Source organism: Enterococcus sp. 2G9_DIV0600 (assembly GCF_002140615.1).
Classification (GTDB): domain Bacteria; phylum Bacillota; class Bacilli; order Lactobacillales; family Enterococcaceae; genus Enterococcus_D; species Enterococcus_D innesii.
On record NZ_NGLL01000001.1, the window covers coordinates 2,071,474 to 2,092,753 of the forward strand.

The following is a 21,280-nucleotide window of genomic DNA, read 5'->3' on the forward strand; positions in this document are numbered from 1 at the left end:
AACCATCGAGAGGAGAAGAGAAAAATGGCAAATAAACCAATCGCCTGTGCAAAAGATGGAATCGATATCACGGGGTGCCGGGTGAGCTTGTACCCAATGAAAGACCATTTCGCGCAACAAATTTTAACAAGTATCGAAAAAACGAATACGAGTGCTGTTTGGCAGCAAACCGACCTGTTTAGCACCCTTTTTCGTGGGGAAGCGCCCAGTGTCCTAGACGCAGCAGCAGCGCTATTTATCAACGCCTACGAATCCAAGACACACCTCGTGGGTGAGTTTACCTTTTCCAAGGGCTGCCCCGGGGACACTGCAGGGGACACGTTTTTGAATGGCGAACAGGTGCAACCCAATAAAGGAAAGAACCTTGCGAATGGTGACTTTTTGGTTGATTGCAAATATTCGTTTTATGTATTTGGCGAAAATCATTATATGGAAGAAATCGCCACGATCGTCCAGCTGGCAGAAACTCATGGCTTGAGCCCTCGTTCCGCTCACTATGTGACGATGCTGACGGGATCAGCAAGTCAACTCTTTGCTTATTTTGAAGCCGCATTAGCTTATGCCCATGACCATCTTCCCCACTATGTTCTGGAAGCGACGGTTTCAGTCAATAGCCCTTCAAAAAAGGAGGCGATGCCACATGACTAAGTGGGCGTTGAAAGATGTCATCATGGTAGGAATTGCTTCGCTGATTTTTGGCGTGATCTATCTTGGGGCTGTCCATTTCGGATTGCTATTAGGGACACTTCTAACCCCCTTTGGTTTATCTGTCTTAGCCAATGAGTTTATCTTTGGTGTTTGGTTCATGTCGGCAGCTTTTGCCGGATATGTGCTACGTAAGCCGGGGGCAGCTACGATCACTGAAATGATTGCGGCTCTTTTAGAAGTGTTTATGGGGAATTTTTATGGACCTATTATTTTTATTAGTGGTTTTGTACAAGGGATTGGAACCGAGGCCGGCTTTGCATTAGGCCGCTACCGCCGCTATGGCTGGTTTCCTTTAGTTACTGGAGCCGTGGGCGCCACGATCACGAGTTTTCTTTGGGGAATTCTTCGATCAAATTTCGTTGACTTGCAATGGCAGTTGCTGTTGGCGATCTTTCTTATTCGCTTGCTTTCTTCGTTGTTCTTTTCAGCCTTTTTGGTGAAGATCGTCTGTGACCATCTGGCACGAATGGGAGTCCTCAACAGTTACCCTATCGCTAACGATCAAACGATCACCGTCCAACGGGAAATCGTATGAGTCTGTTAGTAAAAAACGGCTGTTTTTTTGTGGATCAAAAGCGATTTGAATTGACTCTGTCTTTGGCCCCTGGTGAAACAAAGGGAATTTATGGTGCTTCAGGATCAGGGAAAAGCACCCTTTTCTATCTTTTAGCAGGACTCAACGAGAAAGGTTTTGAGGGAGGAACATATACGATTGACGGCCAAACGATGAGCCAACTCTCCATCGGGGAAAGAAGCACGTCCGTCAGCTTATTGTTTCAAAATCCTGATATGCAGTTTTGTATGGCAACACCTCGAGAAGAGCTGCTTTTCTGTTTAGAGAATCAATGTATTCCCCAAAAAGACATGCCAAACAAAGTGGCTGACGCTTTGGCATTTTGCGAGATCACTCATCTTGCAGATCAACCTTTCACGACCTTGTCTGGGGGTGAAAAACAGTTAGCCGCATTGGCTTGCTGTTTGATCCTAGAAAGCCAATACTTGCTTTTGGATGAGCCCTTTGCGAATTTGGATGCGGACACCAGCAAAAAAGTCATCCGAAAACTGCAGCACATTCAACAAAAGAAAGCCATTGGTATTTTATTGATCGACCATCAAATCAAAGAGACTGCTAACTGGGTCGATGAGTGGCTATTGATTGAAGAAGATTTCAGAACGATCGATCAAGCAGCGATCCGTGACCTTGATCAACACATCCGAAAGACACTGCCGCTTGCAAAAATCAAGTCGTCTTCTAACAAAAAACGCCTATCTTTTCAGCAATTCCGATTACCGATCCGCAACCATGAGATTGTTTTTCCCAATTTTGCATTTGATGGAGGCACGCTGATTGGGATCACTGGACGCAGCGGCAGCGGCAAATCTTCGTTTTTAAAAGCTATTTTGCAGCAGCATGCCTACAAAGGGGATATTCTCTTGGCAGGTCAACCAATCAAGAAGCATCCGTCACCTTTTCGCTCCATCAGTTGGATCATGCAAAATCCGCAAGACCAATTTTTGGCTGCCACCGTTGCCCAAGAGCTTAGCCAAGGTAGCACGCCGACCGAGAGCGAAAAGCTACTAGCAAAATTGCGCCTGCAAAATAAGAGCACTCAGTCACCTTTTCGACTGAGTCAAGGACAGCAACGGCGCTTGGCTGTTGCCTCTTTACTGCAACGCCCGGTCGACCTGCTGCTCGTGGACGAACCGACCTATGGTCAAGATATCAAACAAGCTTGGCAGATCATGCAGCTATTAGCCGAAAAAGCAACCACTGGCACGTTAGTTTTGATCGTTAGCCATGATATCTTGTTATTGCAACAGTTCTGCTCCCAAATCATTGATTTTAATCTTTATGAAAAGGAGGATGCTGATGCGCACGCTAAATCCAACAGTCAAATTATTCGCCATTTTAGGGCTCGCCTTACTGGTTTCTTTTCAAAATAATTTCAGATTAAACCTGCTACTTTCGGTCCTGTTCTTTGGTATTACTGTAAACGAACGCTCCTTGAAAAAAAGTCTTTTGCTCTTTTCTGCATTGACACTGGCAGCTACAGGGGTCTTTTTCACTGGACTCCTTTATTACCAAGGCAATCAAGGCGGTCCCTCCTCTACAGCAGCTATTCGCTATGGTCTTGATATGGCAAGCCGTATCTATTGCTTTGGCATTCTAGGAAGCTCCTTCAGTGTATCCACCACGATCAATGAATTGATTTATTCACTGCAGCAACAGCTGCGTCTGCCTGCCGTTTTTGCCTACGGTCTACTGGCTGCGTTTCAAATTGCTCCCATTATTCCAGCAGAGTATCAGAATATCCGTAATAGCATGCGTTCCAGAGGAATCTCGGTCAATCCGTTTTCATTTAAAATGCTGATCCCTTTATTGGTCAAATCGATTCGTTGGTCTGAATTATTGGCGACTGCCATGCTTTCAAGAGGTTTTGACAGCGAAGCCAAGCGAACTTACGCAAATACCTTTCACGTCACTTTCATGGATGCACTATTTCTATCCTTATGCCTGGTAATGGGACTGGGGGGGACACTCATCCTATAATCGATAAAGAGAGAAAAAGACAAAGAAACCCTGACGTTTCTTTGTCTTTTTATATATATTAAGAAGTGATCGTCTTTTTTACTGAACCAGATTTTATTTGATAAAATGTGACGAACAAGGTCGTTGCTAAAATATACAAGGCGAAAAGCAGATACATGTTTTTAAACAGCTGGATCGTCGTTTGATTCAGCCAAGCCCCAACTTTTGGGATATAAAAAATCGGCTGGCCAATCACTTGGCTTTTTTGAATTTCTTTTGGCTCCATCTGGTTTTGATTGTCACCAATGGTGTACAGTACTGATTGGTTTTCCGCAACCGCAACGATTCGCCGGGTCCGCATTTGTCTACCTTGATCGACATAATACGTTACTTCGTTGCCAACCACTAAATTATCTTCTGAAGCATTTTTAACAAAAAGTAGCGTTCCTTTAGAGTATGTCGGTTCCATTGCATCACTCGTAACAATAGCCATTGTGAAACCAAATGCATGCGGTATTACAACAGTTAAGACAGATAGCAGCATGAACATCAGAACAAAAAGTGAGAGCATGATACTTTGTTTTGGAAAAAGCTTCATTCTTTCCTCTCCTTCTAAGCTTCAGTTTATTTAATGATTCTATAACATAATTCTTTTTTTTTCAAATATTTAAAAACGATTCATTGAATTTTTATACGCAACTCTGTCTATTATTATTTGACTTTATTTAATCATATATATTATGCTAAAGGCGATTAAAAAACAGAGGAGAAAAAATATGCCTTTTTTAAATAACAAATTGTTTTTAAAACGTTGGATCCCCTTCATCCTTCTGGTTCTATTTTTACTGGGAAGTATCGTCTTTTTTCTCGTTCTTTTTTTATTCCCAACTTCTGATATCCATGCAGTGGAGAAAAAGGAAGATTGGATTTTCTATGCTGAGGACAATCCCGAATCAACTTTTATTAGTCGTTATGTGAAACATTTACCTAGTGTGAAAGCCAATGATCATTTTGTGATGAAGCGAAAAATGACCAATGATTATAAATACCCTACGATGTTGCTAATTGGCGACCACCAACACATGACCGTCTATCTCGATGATCAAGAAATTTACACCAACGAGGAGCCAAATGATCCATTGACTCTCAATCATCCAGGTAAAACACTGGCCTTTATTACCTTACCTGAGGATTACGTTGGTAAGACATTAAAAATATACGTAACTAGCCCTTTTGACATCTATTCCGGCTTTCCCGCCGAAGTCTTTTTTGGACCTGCAAATGCACTGATCGGCTATGTCTTCAGTCTGTCAATTTTAAATATCTATATCCTCTTATTTACAGGATTTATTTGTATCATCAACTTGTTTTATGTCATCGTTTCTTTTATCAATCAACGAAAGCTTAAATTGTCTTCTATCCTATTCAGTGGTTTTGCTTTAACTGCAGGTTTGGAAGCAGGCTTTAGCGATATGCTTGGTGGACTACTGTTTCCTCCAATCGTGAATTCTGCGATGTTAAATATTCTTTCTATCATTACGCCAATGTTTCTGATTGGGTTTTACTGTACAAACATGCACTTTGTTCGTAAGTATTACCAGAAATGGTTATATTTTCATTACTCCTTCGGTCTCTTTGCGATCCTTTTCGCTCTTTTTCAAACAAAAAGTTTACCCACTATCATGAATTACATGTTTTTACTGAATATCACCAGCACCTTTGTTACTTCTTTTGCGGCGATTTATGAAGCATTGAAAAAAAATCCATTTTTTGTCATTTGTGCACCTTGGATCGTCGTTGCGGCTATCGGTCATTGTTTCTTGTATATTCAGGATATTTTAGTTTTGCCACAATCTGATGTCAATTGGCGTTCGATCATCTTTTTCTTACTAATTATCATCTTTACTTGTTACGGCTTTCTTGAACTCTTTTTTTCCAGCGAAGGCAAAAACAAGCGAATCGATACGGCAGATATCAAACTCCGTCTTTATGAGAAACAACAAGCGAATAACCCAGAACAATCATTAAAAATGCAACAAGTTTTGCAAGCCATCAAAAAAAGAACTCATACAGTCAAGGACATGTTGGAAGATCAACAATTGGCAGCGGCGTACGAAGGTCTTTGTGAGATCGAAGAACAGATCAAACAACAGCTAACACGTCCATCCGTTGAAAAAGAATCACTCACAACGATGCTGATTACTAATTATCAACACACAGCTACTCAAAAAAGAATCACCTTTGCCTGTGATGGCATCATAGAACCACTGGAACAATTGGAGGAAAATGATCGTCTATCCTTGATCGCTCATTGCCTAGAGTACGCCATCCGATACACTTGTGCGGTCACTGATCCTCAAAAGCGAAGACTCGCGTTGAGGGTGAATGACACGAACGGCCAGTTGCATATCGACTGCCGAATGCCGCTTCTCTCAAATGAAGAAGCAGAAAAACTACAGAACAATGAAACCAAACGACAGGCGATGCAGGCTGACAGGCAAATGCTCGAACAACTTTGTTTAGCCTACCAAGGAAGTATCCGGATCGAAGAAACTGACGGGCTACACCTCTTGCATTTGACACTTAGGGCGAAGATAGATCCGCTGTCTTTCGACTGACCGTCTTGCTACATTAGTCTTAAAGGAGCGATTTTAAGAAAAAGCGAAAAAACTCTTGCTTTTTTCGCTTTTTCGCTTTAGCATGATAAAGAACAGCAACAAGCATTGGAATAGTAGTTTTATAATGGTCTTAGAGAGTCGATGGCAGCTGAAAAATCGACACCCACTGATAAAATGAACCTACCCAATGGCAATGACCGCAAAACGGTCGGTGGAAAGGCCTTATCCTTTACGAGTTGGATTATCCCGATAGATAATCAACAAAGGTGGTACCGCGAAATCCAAGCATTTCGTCCTTTTTTAGGACGAGATGCTTTTTTATTTTTTTAAGGAGGAAAAAGAATGACACAAAAAAATGATTTTACAGAATGGTATATTCAAACGATTCAAAAAGCCGAATTGATGGCTTACTCCCCAGTGAAAGGCTCCATTATTTTCCGTCCTGACGGCTTCGAACTTTGGGAGCACATCCAAGAAGAGTTCAATCGATTCTTGAAAAAAGAGGGCATTCGCAATGCGTACTTCCCAATGCTGATTCCGCAAAATTTCTTTATGAAAGAAGCCGATCATATTGAAGGGTTTGCGCCTGAATTGCCATGGGTCACAGAAGTCGGCAATGAAAAATTGGAAGAACCTTTGGCCTTGCGACCAACCTCAGAAACCATGATTGGCTCTGCCTTTTCTGATTGGATCAACTCCTACCGTGACCTGCCTTATGAAATCAATCAATGGGCAAACGTCTTTCGTTGGGAAAAGAAAACATTGCCTTTCTTGCGTACCTCAGAGTTTTTATGGCAAGAAGGTCATACCGCTCATGAAAATGAAGAAGATGCACGTCAACGCACCATGAAAGTCTTAGATGAATATGCCCGCCTTTGCGAAGAATTCCTAGCGATCCCTGTTTATCGCGGACAAAAAACCCCTTCTGAGCGTTTTGCTGGAGCAGTTGATACTTATTCAATCGAAGCGATGATGAAAGACGGTAAAGCAGTCCAAGCAGGAACCAGCCACTACATGGGGACAAAATTTGCTGAAGCATTTGATATTACGTATTTAACGAAAGAAAACAAGCATACCCATGCCCACACAACCTCTTGGGGTGTCTCTACCCGCTTGTTGGGTGCCTTGATCATGACCCATGGCGATGAAAATGGTTTAGTTTTCCCACCAACCATTGCACCAACCCAAGTTGTGTTGTTACCAGTCGGTCCTTGGAAAAAGAATCCAGCCATCTTAGAAAAATTAGAAGAACTGTATGCCAACTTTAAAGCCAAGGGCATTCGTGTTCGTTTGGATGATTCTGATAACTCACCTGGCTATAAGTTCAACGAATGGGAACTAAAAGGCGCTTGCTTGCGAATCGAATGTGGCCCAAGAGATTTAGAAGCTGGCAAAGTGATGGTCAAAGTCCGCGACCTGGCTGACAAGCAAACGGTGGCGCTTGAGGACTTAGAAGCCTTCGTTGATCAAGAACTGCAAGCAATGACCCCACGCTTATTGCAAGCGGCGAAGGAACGGAACAAAGAAAATGAGTACACCAACATCGATACATTAGATGAACTAAAAGCACATATCGAAACGTGCAAACAAGAAGAAAAAGTCACTGGCTTTGTCTTGATCGGTTGGGACGGCTCGGAAGAAACGGAAGCGAAAATCAAAGAAGAAACCGGCTTTACTACCCGGAACATTCCGTTTGAAGCACCAATTGAAAAAACAGTCGATATCGTCAGCGGCAAACCTGCCAAGCATACCGTTTGGATCGCCCGCGCATACTAATAGAAAAACGAAGCAGCCAGAATTGAAAAGGCTGCTTCGTTTTTTGATTAATAAATCAATGAAAGAAAATCTTCAGGCGTGATGTTGCCAAAATATTTTTTGACATCAATGTTGGCAATGACTTGTGCCAAATCTTCTTTCGCATAGCGAGTACCGATCAGGGCTTCTTCTACATCCGCAATGTCCCCTAAGCCGAAAAAGTCACCAAAGATTTTGGCATCCGTAATTTTTCCTTCTGCCACATTCAAACGAACTTCGATGGATCCGATTGGAAAGCGATGACGGCGTTCAATATCAAAGGCTGGAGATTTACCGTAATTCCAATCCCAGTTGCGATAATACTTATCGGAAATCTCATTGATCTTGACCCAATCTTCTTCTGTTAATTCATAAGTTTTGACTTCTTCAACGGAATCGACACCAAAAATCTTCAATAAGATTTCTTGACGGAACTCTTCAGTCGTCATGTCTTGCTTCTCTTTTGGCAAGAATGGTTTGATGTTGGTTACTCTTGAGCGGATCGATTTGATACCTTTTGATTCGATTTTGTCTTTGCGGACTTTCAATGCGTTGACCACTTCATTGATGTCACTGTCAAACATGATCGTGCCATGAGCAAACATCCGACCATTCGTTGCGTACATCGCATTCCCAGAAAACTTCATGTCATTGATCACAAGGTCGTTGCGGCCTTTTAGTTGCGCTCCTTCAACCCCCATCTCATGCAAGGCTTGGACGATTGGTTTCGTCAGCTTTTCAAAATCTCTGAAAGAATTGCCATCGTCAGGCATAATAAAACTAAAATTCAAGTTTCCGAAATCATGATAGACTGCACCGCCGCCGCTGAAGCGACGAACGACATGAATCCCATGTTCATCCACATATTCCTTATTGATCTCTTCGATCGTATTTTGATTGCGTCCAATGATAATCGATGGTTCATTAATGTAGAAAAGTAAGATGGGTTCATCTACTTTCATTTCTTGAAGAAGAAAAATCTCGATGGCTAAATTGATGCGTGGGTCGTTCAGTTCATTTGGTACAAAAAGCATACTATTCGTTCCTCCTAATTAGATGATTTCTACTATTTTTTGAACAGCCGCCAACTCAACAGGGATCCCATTAGCAGCTAGTGCAGCCTCTTCTCGTAACTGTTCTAAGTCACCATGTTGCGGCAAATGCGTCAACATTAATTTTTTCACCTGCGCTGCATGGGCAATCTCCCCTGCTTCTTGCGAAGTAAAATGAGCCTTGTGCCGCTCATTGCCCGCAAAAAGATAGGTATCTGCCAAAAACAGGTCAGCCCCTTCAGCAAACGGAACAAAAGATTCTAAATAGCCAGAGTCTCCAGTAAAAACAAAGACCTTGCCGGTGTTTTTCTCAACAAATCGCATGGCATAGCAAGTGACTGGATGGATCGTCTTCATAAAGGTAATGGTGAACGGGCCTAATTCCAATGATTCCGTTTGGAGGTAATCAATTCCTTGAGTCACTCCGGGCATCGTCAAGCTTTCAAAATGAACCGTATCCTCCCCATGGCCATAGATCGGCAAAACCTGACGTTCTTCGCTTCCAGGATATAATTGCCAATAGTATTGCAATACCCCTAAATCCGCAATATGATCGTGATGGTAATGCGTCAAAATCACTGCATCTAAGTCTAAGGGATCAAGGATTTTTTCTAGTTGGACCAAGGTGGTACTTCCCGCATCAAGCAGCAAATGAAAGCCTTCTGACTCAACTAAATAGCCAGTAGTCCCTTCACCGTTATACGGATAGGCACCTAAACAACCTAAGACAGTTATTTTCACTTGTGTTTCCTCCTCTTTGGCTCAAGCTGATTTTCTACTTCTTTAATGCTATCACATCTCTGCTGATTTGACTAAAATCTGACCATTTTTTTTGCGAAAAGGATCAAGAAAATGAGAAAAAAACGACGTCTATTGATGAATCCTTTGAATGAGTGTTCTACTCTATCCTTAAGGAACCATTCCAATGGTACGTCGTCTTTTTTTTGCTTATCTGATCAGCGCTCGTTGTTCATTGATCAATTCTTCATAGAATGCTGCGTTCACCGCATACGCATAGGCGTTTGCCCACAACATCCCAATCATAAGCGCCAAGAAACCCAGAATAAACCAGCCAATCAATGATAATTGCAGCCAAATGTATTGGCCCAGATGTGGTCGCAAGAGAGCAAAGGCTACTTTGATAGACTGAAGAACCCCTAATTCCGGCTGATCATAGCGTAGATAGATTGCTAATTGGATCACACCAGTAACGACTTGCGACAAAAAGAAGAACAAGATGATGGAGAGAATCGTCCCAACCACAAAAGCGATCGAACCGTTAAACATCGATACATCAATAGAAATTCCCCGATTAAAATTGAATACCAAGCCCAAATATTGATTAAGGCCTGATAAGACAAATTGCGGCAAGAAAATCGCAAAACTTAAAAGATAGTTTAAGAAGGTACTCACCAAATTTAACAGCAAAAACGGCACATAGAATCGTTTATCAAATACGAGAAAAATATCCGCCACTTTGATCCCTTTACCACGAACCAGATAGAGTGCCATAATACTCAATGCTACTGAAAAAGTAAAGAAGACAAAATTGTCCAAAATAAAATCAAGCCAATTTCCTGCGTTGTTTGTCCCTACGGAAGAGCCTAAACTACTGAACAGTGAATTGACGACCGCTTGTACGGCAACCGTCGCTAAAATACTTAAGACGAACGTTCCCCAGAATCCGCGCAAGGAGTTTTTAGCCGTCTCTCGAATCATTGTATTTGATCTCATAGACTCACCTTAATAACTACGCAATGCTTTAACGGTCTTATCGTCTAAGCGGCGAACCACTTCCGTTACAAGCTTGACTGTATTGAAGTAGTCATCCTCATGAATGACAGAAGTATGAGAATGCAGGTAACGAACTGGCACAGTAATAGCGATCGACGGAACCCCATCACGAGTCAAATGCATTTGACCAGCATCGGTTCCCCCACCAGTGATCACGGTATATTGGAAAGGAATTTCCATCTCTTCGGCGACATCGATCACAAAATTCAATAATTTCTTGTGAGGAATCATGGAAGCATCGAAAATCAAGACTTGTGGGCCTTTGCCTAACACAGAATCCGCTTCTTTTGGTGTCATTCCAGGTGTGTCCCCAGCGGTACCAGTATCTAGGGCGATAGCGATATCAGGATTCACTAAGTGAGTGCTTGTTCGTGCCCCTCTTAGGCCAACTTCTTCCATCACGTCGCTGCCGGCAAACAAGCAGTTTGGATGTCCTTCGGCTGCCAAGGTTTCTAATACCCGTAGTGATACCGCCGTACCAATTCGATTGTCCCATGCTTTGGCTAGCAAAAATTTGCTGTCGTTCATCCGTTTGTATTGGATATAGGGGGTGATCATATCTCCAGGACGGATCCCCCAGCCTTTGGCTTCTTCTTCACTTGAAGCGCCGATATCGATGAACATATCTTTGATATCGTAAGGTTTGTTTCGAGTCTCTGGACTCAAGACATGGGGTGGTTTTGAGCCGACGACACCGTGGATCAATTTGCCATCATTGGTTTTGATCTCGACTTGCTGTGCCAGCATCACTTGCCCCCACCAGCCACCAAGGGTTTGAAATTCAATAAAGCCTTTTTCCGTAATTTTCGTTACCATAAAGCCGACTTCATCCATATGTCCCGAAATAAAAATTTTCGGACCGCCGCCATCACCAACATGTTTCGCAATGACACTTCCTAACCCATCAAAAAAGATATCTTCAGCAAAGTCTTTGGCATATTCTTTAAAGACTTCACGCACTTCCTCCTCATTCCCAGGAACCCCACGCGCAGTCGTTAGGTCTATTAAAAGCTGTTCTTCTTTTTTCTCCATCTTGCTTCCTCCTTTGTCTCATTGATTATGATTATACCATTCTCTTAATCTGGTGCCAGAGGGAAATACAAAAAGATTGGTTAAACGAAAAAAACGATCCTAGTTTCCTAGAATCGTTTTATCGTATAAAGAGATCAAGTTTCAATAATCCGCAGACACAGCTTAACGGTAATCAAATAGGCAAATAGATAGACAACTGCTGCTACTCCTGCAAACAAATGAGCGACCCAATACCCGGGACTGTCGATGATCTGTGTGAAGGTATTGATAGCAAATACCGCATGCAAAATCGCTAATAAGGTGCCGGGCATAAAAATCCAAATGTTTTGCCAGTACACCAACTTGCGCACTTCGTTACGGGTGTAGCCTAATTTTGTCAATAGTCGGTAATTGTGCTTTTCTCGCTCCGTGTTAGAAAATTGTCGAACGATCAAACTACTAGACGTGGTGATCAAAACGATCACCCCAACAAACAGCGATACGAACAAAATGATTCCTGCTTGTCGCCGCACCCCCCGCATTGTTGTAAAGCGATTGGCTAACGTTAGCCGATAAGCGGTCGTCTGACCACTATCATTGCTTGAATCCCGTGCGGTCTCTGGATAAAAGCGTACGTTTTTTTGATCGTCGCTAAATTCATAGGTCAAAGGATGCGCCCACTCGATCGGCAATTCTTCATCCAACAACTGTGTCAGCGCGTCTGTTTGCACCTTTTCGGTTTGCAAATAAGCAATGCTATAGGTGAATCCCTCGATTTGTTGGTACGCATCATCTTGAATGACAAGGACATTTGGCAAAGAATAGCGCAAGGCATAATCTCCAAAGTAGTCCTGCTGTGCTTGAATAAGTTTAAACTCATGTTGACTGCCAACTTTGACTTCATCCCGATACGTGATAAATGAACGAGTCACGTCGTACTGACTATCAAAAAGTACCGCTTGCTTGTCTGTACTCAGTCGAATTTCAGGAGCATTTGGAACTAGTTTTCGTAGACGCTGATAATCAGAAAGTGCCACCAGATTCACCATCATATTTTCTACACTTTCATCTTGCAACTCTCCTAGGTAGCGAGTCTGCACCGTCATATTGGTCATTTTGTAAGGAATCGTTTGCTCCGCTGTAATTGGCATACCCGACTTTTCTAAAAGGGTACGCAAGGTCCCCGCCTGCTCTCCTGACACTTGAAAAGAGGTTGGGTAGATACGGTTTGTTGCTTGGTAATTTAATGAGATGACCCCCATTGTTCCCCCAATCAGTGAGATCGCGATCGCGGTAATGATCGTCAAAAGGGCATAGCTTTTCCACGTCCTTTGCAAGTATGCACGCACGTTATTGTAAGCAATCAATTTTGCCCCTTTAATGAGGTGTTTTTTGGGTTTGCTCAAAAAATACAACAGTGCCGGCAACGTACAATCAAAAAAGAGATAGGTTGCCGTTACACAGCAAAATAGAATCAGTAATGGGATCCATAGAATCGCTGAAAAGTCTTGCGTATACGTGATATAGTTGGTCCATGTTTCCCGCAGGGTTAATGACAGATAGTACCCTACTCCAAGTAGAATCAGACCTAGAACCCCCATTAAGGAACGAAACGGAGTCATTTTCATTTTTTTGATCGGTAAGCGGTATTCGGTCTTGATCAATTCACTCATTGGGGTACGCCAAACAAAAAGGATCACTTGAATACTCAAAATGATCATCGCCGCGATAAAAACAAAGACCGTCGAAAAAATCGATTGTGGGGAATTAAAGAAATGACTGGTTAAATTCAGGCCCATTGCCCGAATCAAAATCATTGAAAAGAATTTCGAAAAAATAATTCCCATAAAAATACCGGTTACTAAAGAGAAAAAATTCAGTAGAAACGTTTCCCGCAGCAGCAACCAAGCAAGACGACCTTGTCGTAACCCCAAAAGCTGATAGACACTGATTTCCTTTTGTCGCTGGCTAAGAAAAAAATGATTGGCACTCAGCATAAAAAACAAGACAACAAATGCTACCACACTGCTGCCGAATCCTAATACCCCTTCGATCCGAATATCTTGCTGAACTCTTTGATTCAAGAGACGATCGTTCATCAAAGCATTAAATGAATAGAAAATCATCACGGCAGTCATCATACAGATAAAATACACCATATAATTGCGAAACTGCCGCAAAAAACTCCGCCAGCCGATTTTAAACAACATGGCGCGGACCGCCTCCAATCGTTGCCTGCATATCGATGATTTTTTCGAAAAATTCCTGACGACTGCCTTTTTTGACAACTTCTGCAAAGAAGACGCCATCGCGGATGAATAAAATGCGATTGCAGTAGCTGGCGGTGAAAGGATCATGCGTGACCATCAAGATCGTTGTTTTCTCTTGTTGATTGATTTGTGCCAAATACCGTAACAATTCTGTCGCCGCTTTTGAATCAAGCGCTCCGGTGGGTTCATCAGCAAAAAGGACCGCCGGACGACTGATGATTGCGCGAGCAGCAGCAACCCTTTGTTTTTGCCCTACAGACAATTCTTCTGGGTAACGATCCAATAAGTGTTCGATCCCTAACAAATTGGCCGTCTCCTCGATACGTACTTGGGTTTCCTTCACGGGCAAGCGATCAATGGCTAACGGAAGCAAGATATTGTCTCTGGCTGTCAATGTCTCTAAAAGATTAAAATCTTGAAAGATGAAGCCAATCTGCTGACGCCGAAAATCGCTGAGGGCTTTTTCCGACATTCGGGTAATGTCTTTGCCATCGATATAGATCGAGCCTAAGCTAGGTCGCATGATGGAAGACAACAGATTCATCAAGGTCGTTTTCCCAGCACCGCTTGGTCCCATAACCCCAACAAATTCTCCTTGATCCACTGCAAAAGAAAGGTTATCTAATACTTTGGTTTGATTGAATCGAGTGCCGTAACTTTTGGTCAGATGCTTCACATCAATCATATTTTTCACATAGAACCCTCCTTAAAAAAAATTCTCTCCTTATGGTAGCATACTTTTCATTGAATCGTTCTGCTTAAAAACAGAGAAAAAATAAATTTAAAAAAGTTTTTTATTCATTATGTGAAACATGGAACAACCAAATCCTTAATCTTATCAGTTTTCTCAGAAAACACCCCAATGAATATACACCATATATTGTGTATATCCAATTTACTATCCCTTATTCACCACTATATATAGTTGCTCATTTCTATAATATGTTTTATTATATTGAGGAAGATAAGGAGTGGTAGAAATGATGAACATTAAGAGAAATCCTGAGCAAGGGTTGGAAAGACAGTCCGCTTTGCGTCAGTTAAAAATCGTAAAACGTGATGGACGGCTTGTCGATTTTGATGATCAAAAAATTTACGATGCGTTAGTGAAAGCCCTAAGAAAAGTCAACGGCGAGCTTTCTCCCATCGACCACGAAAAAATCACCGAGATCGTTGACAGTGTCGATCACGAGATCGCGGAACGTTTTCGTACAAATGTAAAAATCTATGAGATTCAAAATATCGTCGAGCATATCTTGTTAGCAAAAAACGAGTATGCCTTGGCTGAAGAATATATCAACTATCGGACCCATCGTGATTTCGAGCGCAGCAAAGCAACAGACATCAACTTTACGATCAACAAATTGATGAATAAAGATCAATCGGTCGTCAATGAAAATGCCAATAAAGATAGCAATGTGTTCAACACACAACGTGATTTGACCGCCGGGATCGTAGGAAAATCGATCGGTTTGAAAATGCTGCCTCCTCACGTGGCAAATGCCCATCAAAAAGGCGACATTCATTACCATGACTTGGATTATCATCCTTACACACCAATGACCAACTGCTGCCTGATCGATTTTAAAGGCATGCTAAATAATGGGTTTAAAATTGGGAACGCCGAAGTGGAGTCGCCAAAATCGATCCAAACGGCCACCGCTCAAATCTCCCAAATCATTGCAAACGTAGCATCGAGTCAATACGGCGGCTGTTCTGCTGATCGAACAGATGAATTATTGGCTCCTTTTGCTGAGTTGAATTATCAAAAGCATCTAAAAGATGCCGAAGAATGGATCGAGACACCCGAACGTCGGGAAGCGTACGCGAAGAGCAAAACGCGCAAAGATATCTATGATGCAATGCAAAGTCTAGAATACGAAATCAATACGTTATTCACCTCGAACGGACAAACGCCGTTTACTTCCCTTGGCTTTGGTTTAGGAACCAACTGGTTCGAACGGGAAATTCAACGAGCGATTCTCCAAATTCGCATCAACGGGTTAGGCAGTGAAAAGCGCACCGCTATTTTCCCAAAATTGATTTTTAGTATTCGCCGCGGGGTCAACTTGGCCCCTACCGATCCAAATTACGATATCAAAGAACTGGCATTAGAATGTGCCACTAAACGGATGTACCCGGATATTTTGAATTATGATAAATTGGTTGAATTGACCGGTAGCTTTAAAGTGCCGATGGGCTGTCGTTCTTTCTTGCAAGGCTGGAAAAACGAACGTGGTGAAGAAATCAATGTCGGTCGGATGAATCTAGGTGTCGTGACATTGAATATTCCACGAATCGCCTTAGAAGCAAATGGCGATCAAGAAAAATTCTGGTCGCTGCTGGAGGACCGTCTGCAAATCGTTAAAGATGCCCTTGTCTATCGCGTAGAACGCTGTAAAGAAGCGAGTCCCGCCAATGCGCCGATCCTTTATATGTATGGGGCTTTCGGTGAACGTTTGGATCGCAAAGACAATGTCAACGAATTATTCAAAAATAAACGGGCCACTGTTTCACTTGGCTACATTGGTTTATACGAAGCTGCTTCTGCTTTTTATGGCGGAACTTGGGAACAAGACCCAGAAGCAAAAGCCTTTACGATGGCGATCGTGAAAGAATTGAAAGCTCATGCGGATGCCTGGGGCGATGAATACGGTTATCATTTCAGCGTGTACTCGACGCCAAGTGAAAGCCTGACTGATCGTTTCTGTCGCTTAGATACCGAAAAATTCGGTGAAGTTGAAAACATTACCGACAAAGAATATTATACGAACAGCTTCCACTATGATGTGCGGAAAAATCCGACACCATTTGAGAAACTTGATTTTGAAAAGGACTATCCAAAATACTGTTCTGGTGGCTTTATTCATTACTGCGAGTACCCAGTCTTGCAGCAAAATCCAAAAGCGTTAGAAGCGGTTTGGGATTACGCATATGATCGGGTCGCTTACCTTGGAACAAATACCCCTATCGATCACTGTTACGAGTGCGGATATGAAGGAGACTTTAATCCAACCGAACGAGGCTTTGAATGTCCACAATGTGGCAATCACGATCCAAAAAGTTGTGATGTTGTCAAAAGAACCTGTGGGTATCTTGGAAATCCTCAAGCTCGTCCAATGGTCAACGGTCGTCACAAAGAAATCTCTGCTCGGGTCAAACATTTGCAAGAATAATCATAAAAGGAGTGTTAGATTTCCTCTACACTCCTTTTATCGAAGACCAACCCCTGTAATTCACAATAGAAAGAAGTTTTCTTATGAGAAATCCTAAGCCCCAAGAATGGAAAGCAAACGAGTACAGTCAAAATTATATTGCTGATTACAAAGCCTTCAACTTTGTGGATGGTGAAGGCATTCGAAATAGTTTGTATGTGAGCGGCTGTCTGTTTGCTTGTGAAGGCTGTTTCAACAAAGCCGTCCAAAACTTTCGCTATGGGACACCTTTTACGCAAGAACTAGAGGATCGAATCATTGAAGATCTGCGACATGAGTATGTTCAAGGACTGACGCTCCTAGGCGGCGAACCTTTCTTAAACACGACAGTCTGTCTGAAAGTCGTTGATCGCGTTCGTGCTGAGTTCGGGCACAGCAAAGATATTTGGAGCTGGTCCGGCTACACCTATGAAGAATTGCTTTTGGAAACACCTGATAAACTGGAACTCTTATCCAAAATCGATATTTTGGTGGACGGCCGCTTTGAACTCAGTAAGCGAAACCTAAACTTGCAATTTCGTGGCAGCAGCAATCAACGAATCATTGATCTTGCTGCATCCCAGGAACAAGGAAAAGCGGTTATCTGGGCAAAGTGCAAAGATGCGGAAGCAAGCTACGAACAAATCAAAAAACAAATTTAACGATCAAAACACCGTGCATCTTTCAAAAAAGATACTGCACGGTGTTTTTTATTGCTATATTCAGCCAGTAAAGCTACTTTTTAAAGGTACTTACTCGCTTCACGAACCGTCAAAGGCGCCAGACTTGTTTGATAGCGCAGGAGAAAATCTTGAACCCACTGAGGATTTGTCTTGGCATAATCTCGCAAGGTCCAGCCAATGGCTTTGTTGATAAAAAATTCAGAACTACCCAAATTGTTGACAAGGATCTCTTCTAGCAATGGTTGATCCATCTGTTCTTTTTGCAACAGTTGGTGGAGAATCGCCACGCGCCGTAGCCAAAGATTATCGTCAAGACTCCAACGAAGCATCTCAACCTTTAACGCTGGCAATCGGCGAACAAGTTTTCTGACGACCTCACTCAGTGCGTCCACGCTGTCCCACCAAGCTTTCGTTATGACCAACTGTTCAATTTTTGCTAGATCAACGGTTATTAAAAAGGGCTCCATCGCAACTAAATAATCAATCCCAAAGTACTGGTGTTCTCGATAGTTACTTTGCCAACAATGATCGATAAAATCCCAATCGACCGTTTTCGTTTGTTTTGCTGCTTTAAAGGCTGTTTTTTCTTGCTGGCGGCGCAACGGCGCAGGAATGCCCAGAAAATCAAACTGATGCCGCATGCAGGCGGCCATTTTTTCACTTCGCTCCTGATCAGCCAACCCCACCATCGTGCCATATACTTGATAGAGTGTCATTTTGCTCCTCCTCTTTTACCTACTGCTCGTCAGATAGTTGCCATAAGGGCAGTACGATATTTTCATAGGTCAGTGGATCAAGATTTGTGACGGTGATCCCCAAAAGACGGATGCCTTTTTCCAAACCTAAAATTTCTTCCCAGATCAGACTTGCTTCGGAAAATAGCTGTTCTTTTTTATGAACATAGGTTGGCAAGGTCACTCGCTTGGTGATCGTAGAGTAATCACTGTAACGGACTTTTAACACGACTGTTTTGCCATGTTTTTGTGTGCGCTTCAGTGATCTTTCGACTTCTTCTGCGATAGCCCGTAATTGGCTCAAAACTTGTTCTTCACTAGTTAATGGATTGCCGTATGTATGCTCTTTTCCAACTGATTTTCGTTCTCTGGTCACACTGACTGGTGAATCATGGATTCCTCTAACTTTCCGATACAAGGAATACCCCATTTTGCCAAATTCGCGGATCAACGCCATCTCACTCCAAGCGTATAGATCTGCTCCTGTAAAAATGCCTAACTCATGCATCCTGGGGACAGTTTTCTTCCCGATCCCATGAAATTTATCGATGGGTAGTTGGTGTAAAAAGGCCACTGCCTCATCCGGCATCACCACCGTTAATCCTCGTGGTTTATGATAATCGGAAGATAGTTTTGCCAAGAATTTGTTGTAACTGACACCCGCCGAACAGGTCAAATGAGTCTCTTGCCAAATGTCTCGTTGAATCAAACGAGCGATCTTGATCGCGGAAGGACAATTGATTTTGTTAACTGTCACATCTAGATACGCTTCATCGATAGAAACTGGTTCGATGATGTCGGTGTATCGGTGAAAAATTTCTCTGACTTGCTGGGACACTTCACGATACTTTTGATGATTCCCCGGTTTAAAAATCGCTTGCGGACAAAGCTCGTAGGCTTTTTGCGCACTCATTGCCGAATGGATACCATATTGTCGCGCCAAATAATTCGCTGTCGTGACCACTCCTCGTCCGCCAGTATCACTTGGGTGACGGGCAATCACGAGGGGATGCTTGGCCAGCTCAGGATCATCCCGTTCTTCCACCGAAGCAAAAAAAGCATCCATATCAATATGAATAATTTTGCGGCTCGTATCATTTTTTAAGGGAAATTGCAGTTCCGACATCGTTGCTCACCTCACTTCTCATTATAAACGAACAGAGGTTCCCTATCAAGCAAGGAATCAAGCGAAGCACGCAAAAAGGACCAATTTTCATTGGTCCTTCCCTCTACGTTTACTGCTTTTGCTGCAAGGTTCATAGTCTAAGAATTTCTGTTATAAGGCGGCTTCCCCTCGTTCATTGGTGCGAATCCGAATCGCTTCTTCCAACGGGTAGACGAATATTTTGCCATCACCGACTTCATCTGTTCGACAGATCGATAAAATCAACTCAATCACATCGTTAACTTTTTCATCTGCTAAAACGAAACGGACATTTACTTTTGGTAAAAGAGTCGTGATCACTTCTTGGCCACGAATAAACTCTTTTAGGCCTTTTTGATTGCCACATCCGAGGACTTGACTGACCGTCATCCCGCTGATCAGATCCGATTGATCCAATGCGGCTTTTAGCTCCTCTAATTTTTCTTGGCGAATAATCGCTTCAACTTTTTTCATGACTGCTCCTCCACTCTTAAGAATCTAACCCCATAAAGGTAGGATAGGCCGTTTCATCATGTTCAATCCGATCCATCCCCACCGCTTCTTCTTGCTGAGAGACCCGAATCGGTATCACCCATTTGATCAAGGTGATAATGACAAAGGATAGGATACCGGCAAACAAAATCGTGAACACGATACTTTCGGCTTGTGCGATAAAAAGATCAATACCGCCATAAAGCAATCCTGAATGTCCACCAACAGCTGGATCAGCAAAAATCCCGGTCATCAAACCACCGAAGATTCCGCCTACCCCATGACAACCAAAGGCATCCAATGCATCATCTAAGCCTAATCGATGTTTGATGACAGAAATAAAGAAGTAACAAAATGGACTGACTAAAGCGCCAATGATAAAGGAAGACCAAAGGGAGACAAACCCCGCCCCTGGAGTAATCGCAACTAAGCCCACCACTGCTCCGGTACAAGCACCGACGATCGTCGGTTTGCCCACGACGATTTTTTCAATCAACATCCAAGACAGCATCGCACTGGCTGCTGCCGTATTCGTGGTCATCAAGGCGTGGATCGCTAGGCCATCAGCTGCTAGAGCAGAGCCGGCATTAAAGCCAAACCAACCGAACCATAGCAATCCCGCTCCTAGAACAACGAATGGAATATTATGAGGTCGATATTCCGTTTGATGAAATTCTCGTCGTTTGCCGACAACGATCGCTAAGACTAACCCACTGATTCCTGAGCTGATATGAACGACATTGCCTCCTGCAAAGTCGATCGAGCCGATCGCATCTAAGAAGCCGCCGCCCCACACCATATGCGCCATTGGAAAATACACGAAAACCAGCCAGAAGCCAATAAATAGGAAAATAGCAGAGAACCGCATTCTTCCAACAACTGATCCAGTGATGATCGCCGTTGTGATCAAAGCAAACATCATTTGAAAGGCAGCAAATAACCCTTCAGGAATTCCCTCTCCTTCTGACATCGAAACATGATTGAAAAAGACTTTGTCTAAATTGCCAATAAATGATCCTGTCCCGCTAAAGGATAATGTATACCCTAGAGCGACCCAGAGGACGGACGCCAAGCCCATCGTACAAATCACCATCATCATGGTATTGAGGATGTTTTTGCGTCGTTCCAATCCTCCATAAAAAAATGCCAATGCTGGAGTCATTAGAAAAACCATACCGCTACAAATTAAAATAAATGCAATATTCCCTGTATCCATTTTATACGCCTCCCTTTCTATATGTTAGCTATCCTAACAC

General features: G+C 42.7%; 19 protein-coding genes and 1 other annotated feature. Of the genes, 8 read left to right on the forward strand and 11 right to left on the reverse strand.

The features are described from left to right. Window positions 1–24: 24 nt before the first annotated feature. Genes A5870_RS09870 through A5870_RS09885 form a run of 4 tightly spaced genes read left to right on the forward strand, consistent with a single transcriptional unit; the run spans window position 25 to window position 3,259 of the window. Window positions 25–648, forward strand: coding sequence for a YkoF family thiamine/hydroxymethylpyrimidine-binding protein (locus A5870_RS09870; protein WP_086292631.1), 624 nt, complete (start codon window positions 25–27; stop codon window positions 646–648). After that, window positions 641–1,243 (forward strand): ECF transporter S component, encoded by a 603-nt coding sequence (locus A5870_RS09875; protein WP_086292633.1) that lies wholly within the window; start codon window positions 641–643, stop codon window positions 1,241–1,243. The genes A5870_RS09870 and A5870_RS09875 overlap by 8 nt, the downstream gene beginning before the upstream one ends. Beyond that, window positions 1,240–2,652 (forward strand): ABC transporter ATP-binding protein, encoded by a 1,413-nt coding sequence (locus A5870_RS09880; protein WP_086292635.1) that lies wholly within the window; start codon window positions 1,240–1,242, stop codon window positions 2,650–2,652. The genes A5870_RS09875 and A5870_RS09880 overlap by 4 nt, the downstream gene beginning before the upstream one ends. Continuing rightward, the gene (locus A5870_RS09885) at window positions 2,579–3,259 is read left to right on the forward strand and encodes an energy-coupling factor transporter transmembrane component T (RefSeq protein ID WP_086292638.1); all 681 of its coding nucleotides are present in this window, start codon (window positions 2,579–2,581) and stop codon (window positions 3,257–3,259) included. Before A5870_RS09880 ends, A5870_RS09885 begins: the two co-directional genes overlap by 74 nt. Window positions 3,260–3,317: 58 nt before the next feature. On the opposite strand, the gene A5870_RS09890 is transcribed toward A5870_RS09885, so the two are convergent. After that, window positions 3,318–3,836 (reverse strand): signal peptidase I, encoded by a 519-nt coding sequence (locus A5870_RS09890; RefSeq protein WP_077453859.1) that lies wholly within the window; start codon window positions 3,834–3,836, stop codon window positions 3,318–3,320. 178 nt (window positions 3,837–4,014) lie between these two features. On the opposite strand from A5870_RS09890, the gene A5870_RS09895 reads away from it, so the two are divergent. Further along, entirely contained in the window at window positions 4,015–5,856 is a 1,842-nt protein-coding gene (locus A5870_RS09895; protein WP_242595958.1) for a hypothetical protein, read from the forward strand. Window positions 5,857–5,952: 96 nt separating this feature from the next. Next, window positions 5,953–6,157: a binding site (T-box leader), on the forward strand. A 41-nt stretch (window positions 6,158–6,198) separates the two neighbouring features. After that, window positions 6,199–7,632: a proline--tRNA ligase gene (gene proS, locus A5870_RS09905; protein WP_086292643.1), complete on the forward strand. Its 1,434-nt coding sequence runs from the start codon at window positions 6,199–6,201 to the stop codon at window positions 7,630–7,632. Window positions 7,633–7,679: 47 nt separating this feature from the next. Here the strand turns inward: proS and A5870_RS09910 are convergent, their stop codons facing one another. The 6 genes from A5870_RS09910 to A5870_RS09935 all read right to left on the reverse strand — a co-directional run bounded on the left by A5870_RS09910 (window position 7,680) and on the right by A5870_RS09935 (window position 14,471). Continuing rightward, window positions 7,680–8,684, reverse strand: coding sequence for a lipoate--protein ligase (locus tag A5870_RS09910; protein ID WP_077452469.1), 1,005 nt, complete (start codon window positions 8,682–8,684; stop codon window positions 7,680–7,682). Window positions 8,685–8,702: 18 nt separating this feature from the next. Continuing rightward, window positions 8,703–9,443 carry an MBL fold metallo-hydrolase gene (locus tag A5870_RS09915; protein ID WP_077452470.1) on the reverse strand — a complete coding sequence of 247 codons (741 nt, stop codon included), beginning with the start codon at window positions 9,441–9,443 and terminating at the stop codon, window positions 8,703–8,705. Window positions 9,444–9,650: 207 nt separating this feature from the next. Then, window positions 9,651–10,436 carry a DUF975 family protein gene (locus A5870_RS09920; protein ID WP_242595959.1) on the reverse strand — a complete coding sequence of 262 codons (786 nt, stop codon included), beginning with the start codon at window positions 10,434–10,436 and terminating at the stop codon, window positions 9,651–9,653. A 9-nt stretch (window positions 10,437–10,445) separates the two neighbouring features. After that, window positions 10,446–11,528, reverse strand: a complete 1,083-nt coding sequence (locus A5870_RS09925; protein WP_077452472.1) for a M42 family metallopeptidase — start codon at window positions 11,526–11,528, stop codon at window positions 10,446–10,448. Between the two features lie 134 nt (window positions 11,529–11,662). Beyond that, the gene (locus A5870_RS09930) at window positions 11,663–13,717 is read right to left on the reverse strand and encodes an FtsX-like permease family protein (RefSeq protein WP_086292647.1); all 2,055 of its coding nucleotides are present in this window, start codon (window positions 13,715–13,717) and stop codon (window positions 11,663–11,665) included. After that, on the reverse strand, window positions 13,707–14,471 hold the full coding sequence (locus tag A5870_RS09935) for an ABC transporter ATP-binding protein (protein WP_005236606.1): 765 nt from the start codon (window positions 14,469–14,471) through the stop codon (window positions 13,707–13,709). Before A5870_RS09935 ends, A5870_RS09930 begins: the two co-directional genes overlap by 11 nt. Before the next feature lie 286 nt (window positions 14,472–14,757). Here A5870_RS09935 and nrdD point away from each other — a divergent pair, with 286 nt between their 5' ends. Both nrdD and nrdG read left to right on the forward strand, forming a co-directional pair. Beyond that, window positions 14,758–16,953: an anaerobic ribonucleoside-triphosphate reductase gene (gene nrdD / locus A5870_RS09945; protein WP_077452475.1), complete on the forward strand. Its 2,196-nt coding sequence runs from the start codon at window positions 14,758–14,760 to the stop codon at window positions 16,951–16,953. A gap of 83 nt (window positions 16,954–17,036) precedes the next feature. Further along, on the forward strand, window positions 17,037–17,633 hold the full coding sequence (gene nrdG, locus A5870_RS09950) for an anaerobic ribonucleoside-triphosphate reductase activating protein (RefSeq protein ID WP_077452476.1): 597 nt from the start codon (window positions 17,037–17,039) through the stop codon (window positions 17,631–17,633). An 80-nt stretch (window positions 17,634–17,713) separates the two neighbouring features. On the opposite strand, the gene A5870_RS09955 is transcribed toward nrdG, so the two are convergent. The 4 genes from A5870_RS09955 to A5870_RS09970 form a co-directional block, all read right to left on the reverse strand. Further along, window positions 17,714–18,370: a DNA alkylation repair protein gene (locus A5870_RS09955; protein WP_086292649.1), complete on the reverse strand. Its 657-nt coding sequence runs from the start codon at window positions 18,368–18,370 to the stop codon at window positions 17,714–17,716. 19 nt (window positions 18,371–18,389) lie between these two features. Further along, window positions 18,390–19,514 carry a DNA polymerase IV gene (dinB, locus tag A5870_RS09960; protein WP_086292651.1) on the reverse strand — a complete coding sequence of 375 codons (1,125 nt, stop codon included), beginning with the start codon at window positions 19,512–19,514 and terminating at the stop codon, window positions 18,390–18,392. Window positions 19,515–19,664: 150 nt separating this feature from the next. Continuing rightward, window positions 19,665–20,006 (reverse strand): P-II family nitrogen regulator, encoded by a 342-nt coding sequence (locus tag A5870_RS09965; protein ID WP_086292653.1) that lies wholly within the window; start codon window positions 20,004–20,006, stop codon window positions 19,665–19,667. A gap of 16 nt (window positions 20,007–20,022) precedes the next feature. Continuing rightward, window positions 20,023–21,240 (reverse strand): ammonium transporter, encoded by a 1,218-nt coding sequence (locus A5870_RS09970; protein ID WP_086292655.1) that lies wholly within the window; start codon window positions 21,238–21,240, stop codon window positions 20,023–20,025. Window positions 21,241–21,280: the final 40 nt, after the last annotated feature.

What these genes read in the sequence shown, in the direction of transcription:
- A5870_RS09925 (WP_077452472.1), bottom strand. Translation starts at nt 11,528, where the DNA reads ATGGAGAAAAAAGAAGAACAGCTTTTAATAGACCTAACGACTGCGCGT.
- A5870_RS09920 (WP_242595959.1), bottom strand. Translation starts at nt 10,436, where the DNA reads ATGAGATCAAATACAATGATTCGAGAGACGGCTAAAAACTCCTTGCGC.
- A5870_RS09965 (WP_086292653.1), bottom strand. Translation starts at nt 20,006, where the DNA reads ATGAAAAAAGTTGAAGCGATTATTCGCCAAGAAAAATTAGAGGAGCTA.
- A5870_RS09890 (WP_077453859.1), bottom strand. Translation starts at nt 3,836, where the DNA reads ATGAAGCTTTTTCCAAAACAAAGTATCATGCTCTCACTTTTTGTTCTG.
- dinB (WP_086292651.1), bottom strand. Translation starts at nt 19,514, where the DNA reads ATGTCGGAACTGCAATTTCCCTTAAAAAATGATACGAGCCGCAAAATT.
- nrdD (WP_077452475.1), top strand. Translation starts at nt 14,758, where the DNA reads ATGATGAACATTAAGAGAAATCCTGAGCAAGGGTTGGAAAGACAGTCC.
- A5870_RS09885 (WP_086292638.1), top strand. Translation starts at nt 2,579, where the DNA reads ATGCGCACGCTAAATCCAACAGTCAAATTATTCGCCATTTTAGGGCTC.
- A5870_RS09930 (WP_086292647.1), bottom strand. Translation starts at nt 13,717, where the DNA reads ATGTTGTTTAAAATCGGCTGGCGGAGTTTTTTGCGGCAGTTTCGCAAT.
- A5870_RS09955 (WP_086292649.1), bottom strand. Translation starts at nt 18,370, where the DNA reads ATGACACTCTATCAAGTATATGGCACGATGGTGGGGTTGGCTGATCAG.
- A5870_RS09970 (WP_086292655.1), bottom strand. Translation starts at nt 21,240, where the DNA reads ATGGATACAGGGAATATTGCATTTATTTTAATTTGTAGCGGTATGGTT.
- A5870_RS09910 (WP_077452469.1), bottom strand. Translation starts at nt 8,684, where the DNA reads ATGCTTTTTGTACCAAATGAACTGAACGACCCACGCATCAATTTAGCC.
- A5870_RS09880 (WP_086292635.1), top strand. Translation starts at nt 1,240, where the DNA reads ATGAGTCTGTTAGTAAAAAACGGCTGTTTTTTTGTGGATCAAAAGCGA.
- A5870_RS09870 (WP_086292631.1), top strand. Translation starts at nt 25, where the DNA reads ATGGCAAATAAACCAATCGCCTGTGCAAAAGATGGAATCGATATCACG.
- proS (WP_086292643.1), top strand. Translation starts at nt 6,199, where the DNA reads ATGACACAAAAAAATGATTTTACAGAATGGTATATTCAAACGATTCAA.
- A5870_RS09895 (WP_242595958.1), top strand. Translation starts at nt 4,015, where the DNA reads ATGCCTTTTTTAAATAACAAATTGTTTTTAAAACGTTGGATCCCCTTC.
- nrdG (WP_077452476.1), top strand. Translation starts at nt 17,037, where the DNA reads ATGAGAAATCCTAAGCCCCAAGAATGGAAAGCAAACGAGTACAGTCAA.
- A5870_RS09875 (WP_086292633.1), top strand. Translation starts at nt 641, where the DNA reads ATGACTAAGTGGGCGTTGAAAGATGTCATCATGGTAGGAATTGCTTCG.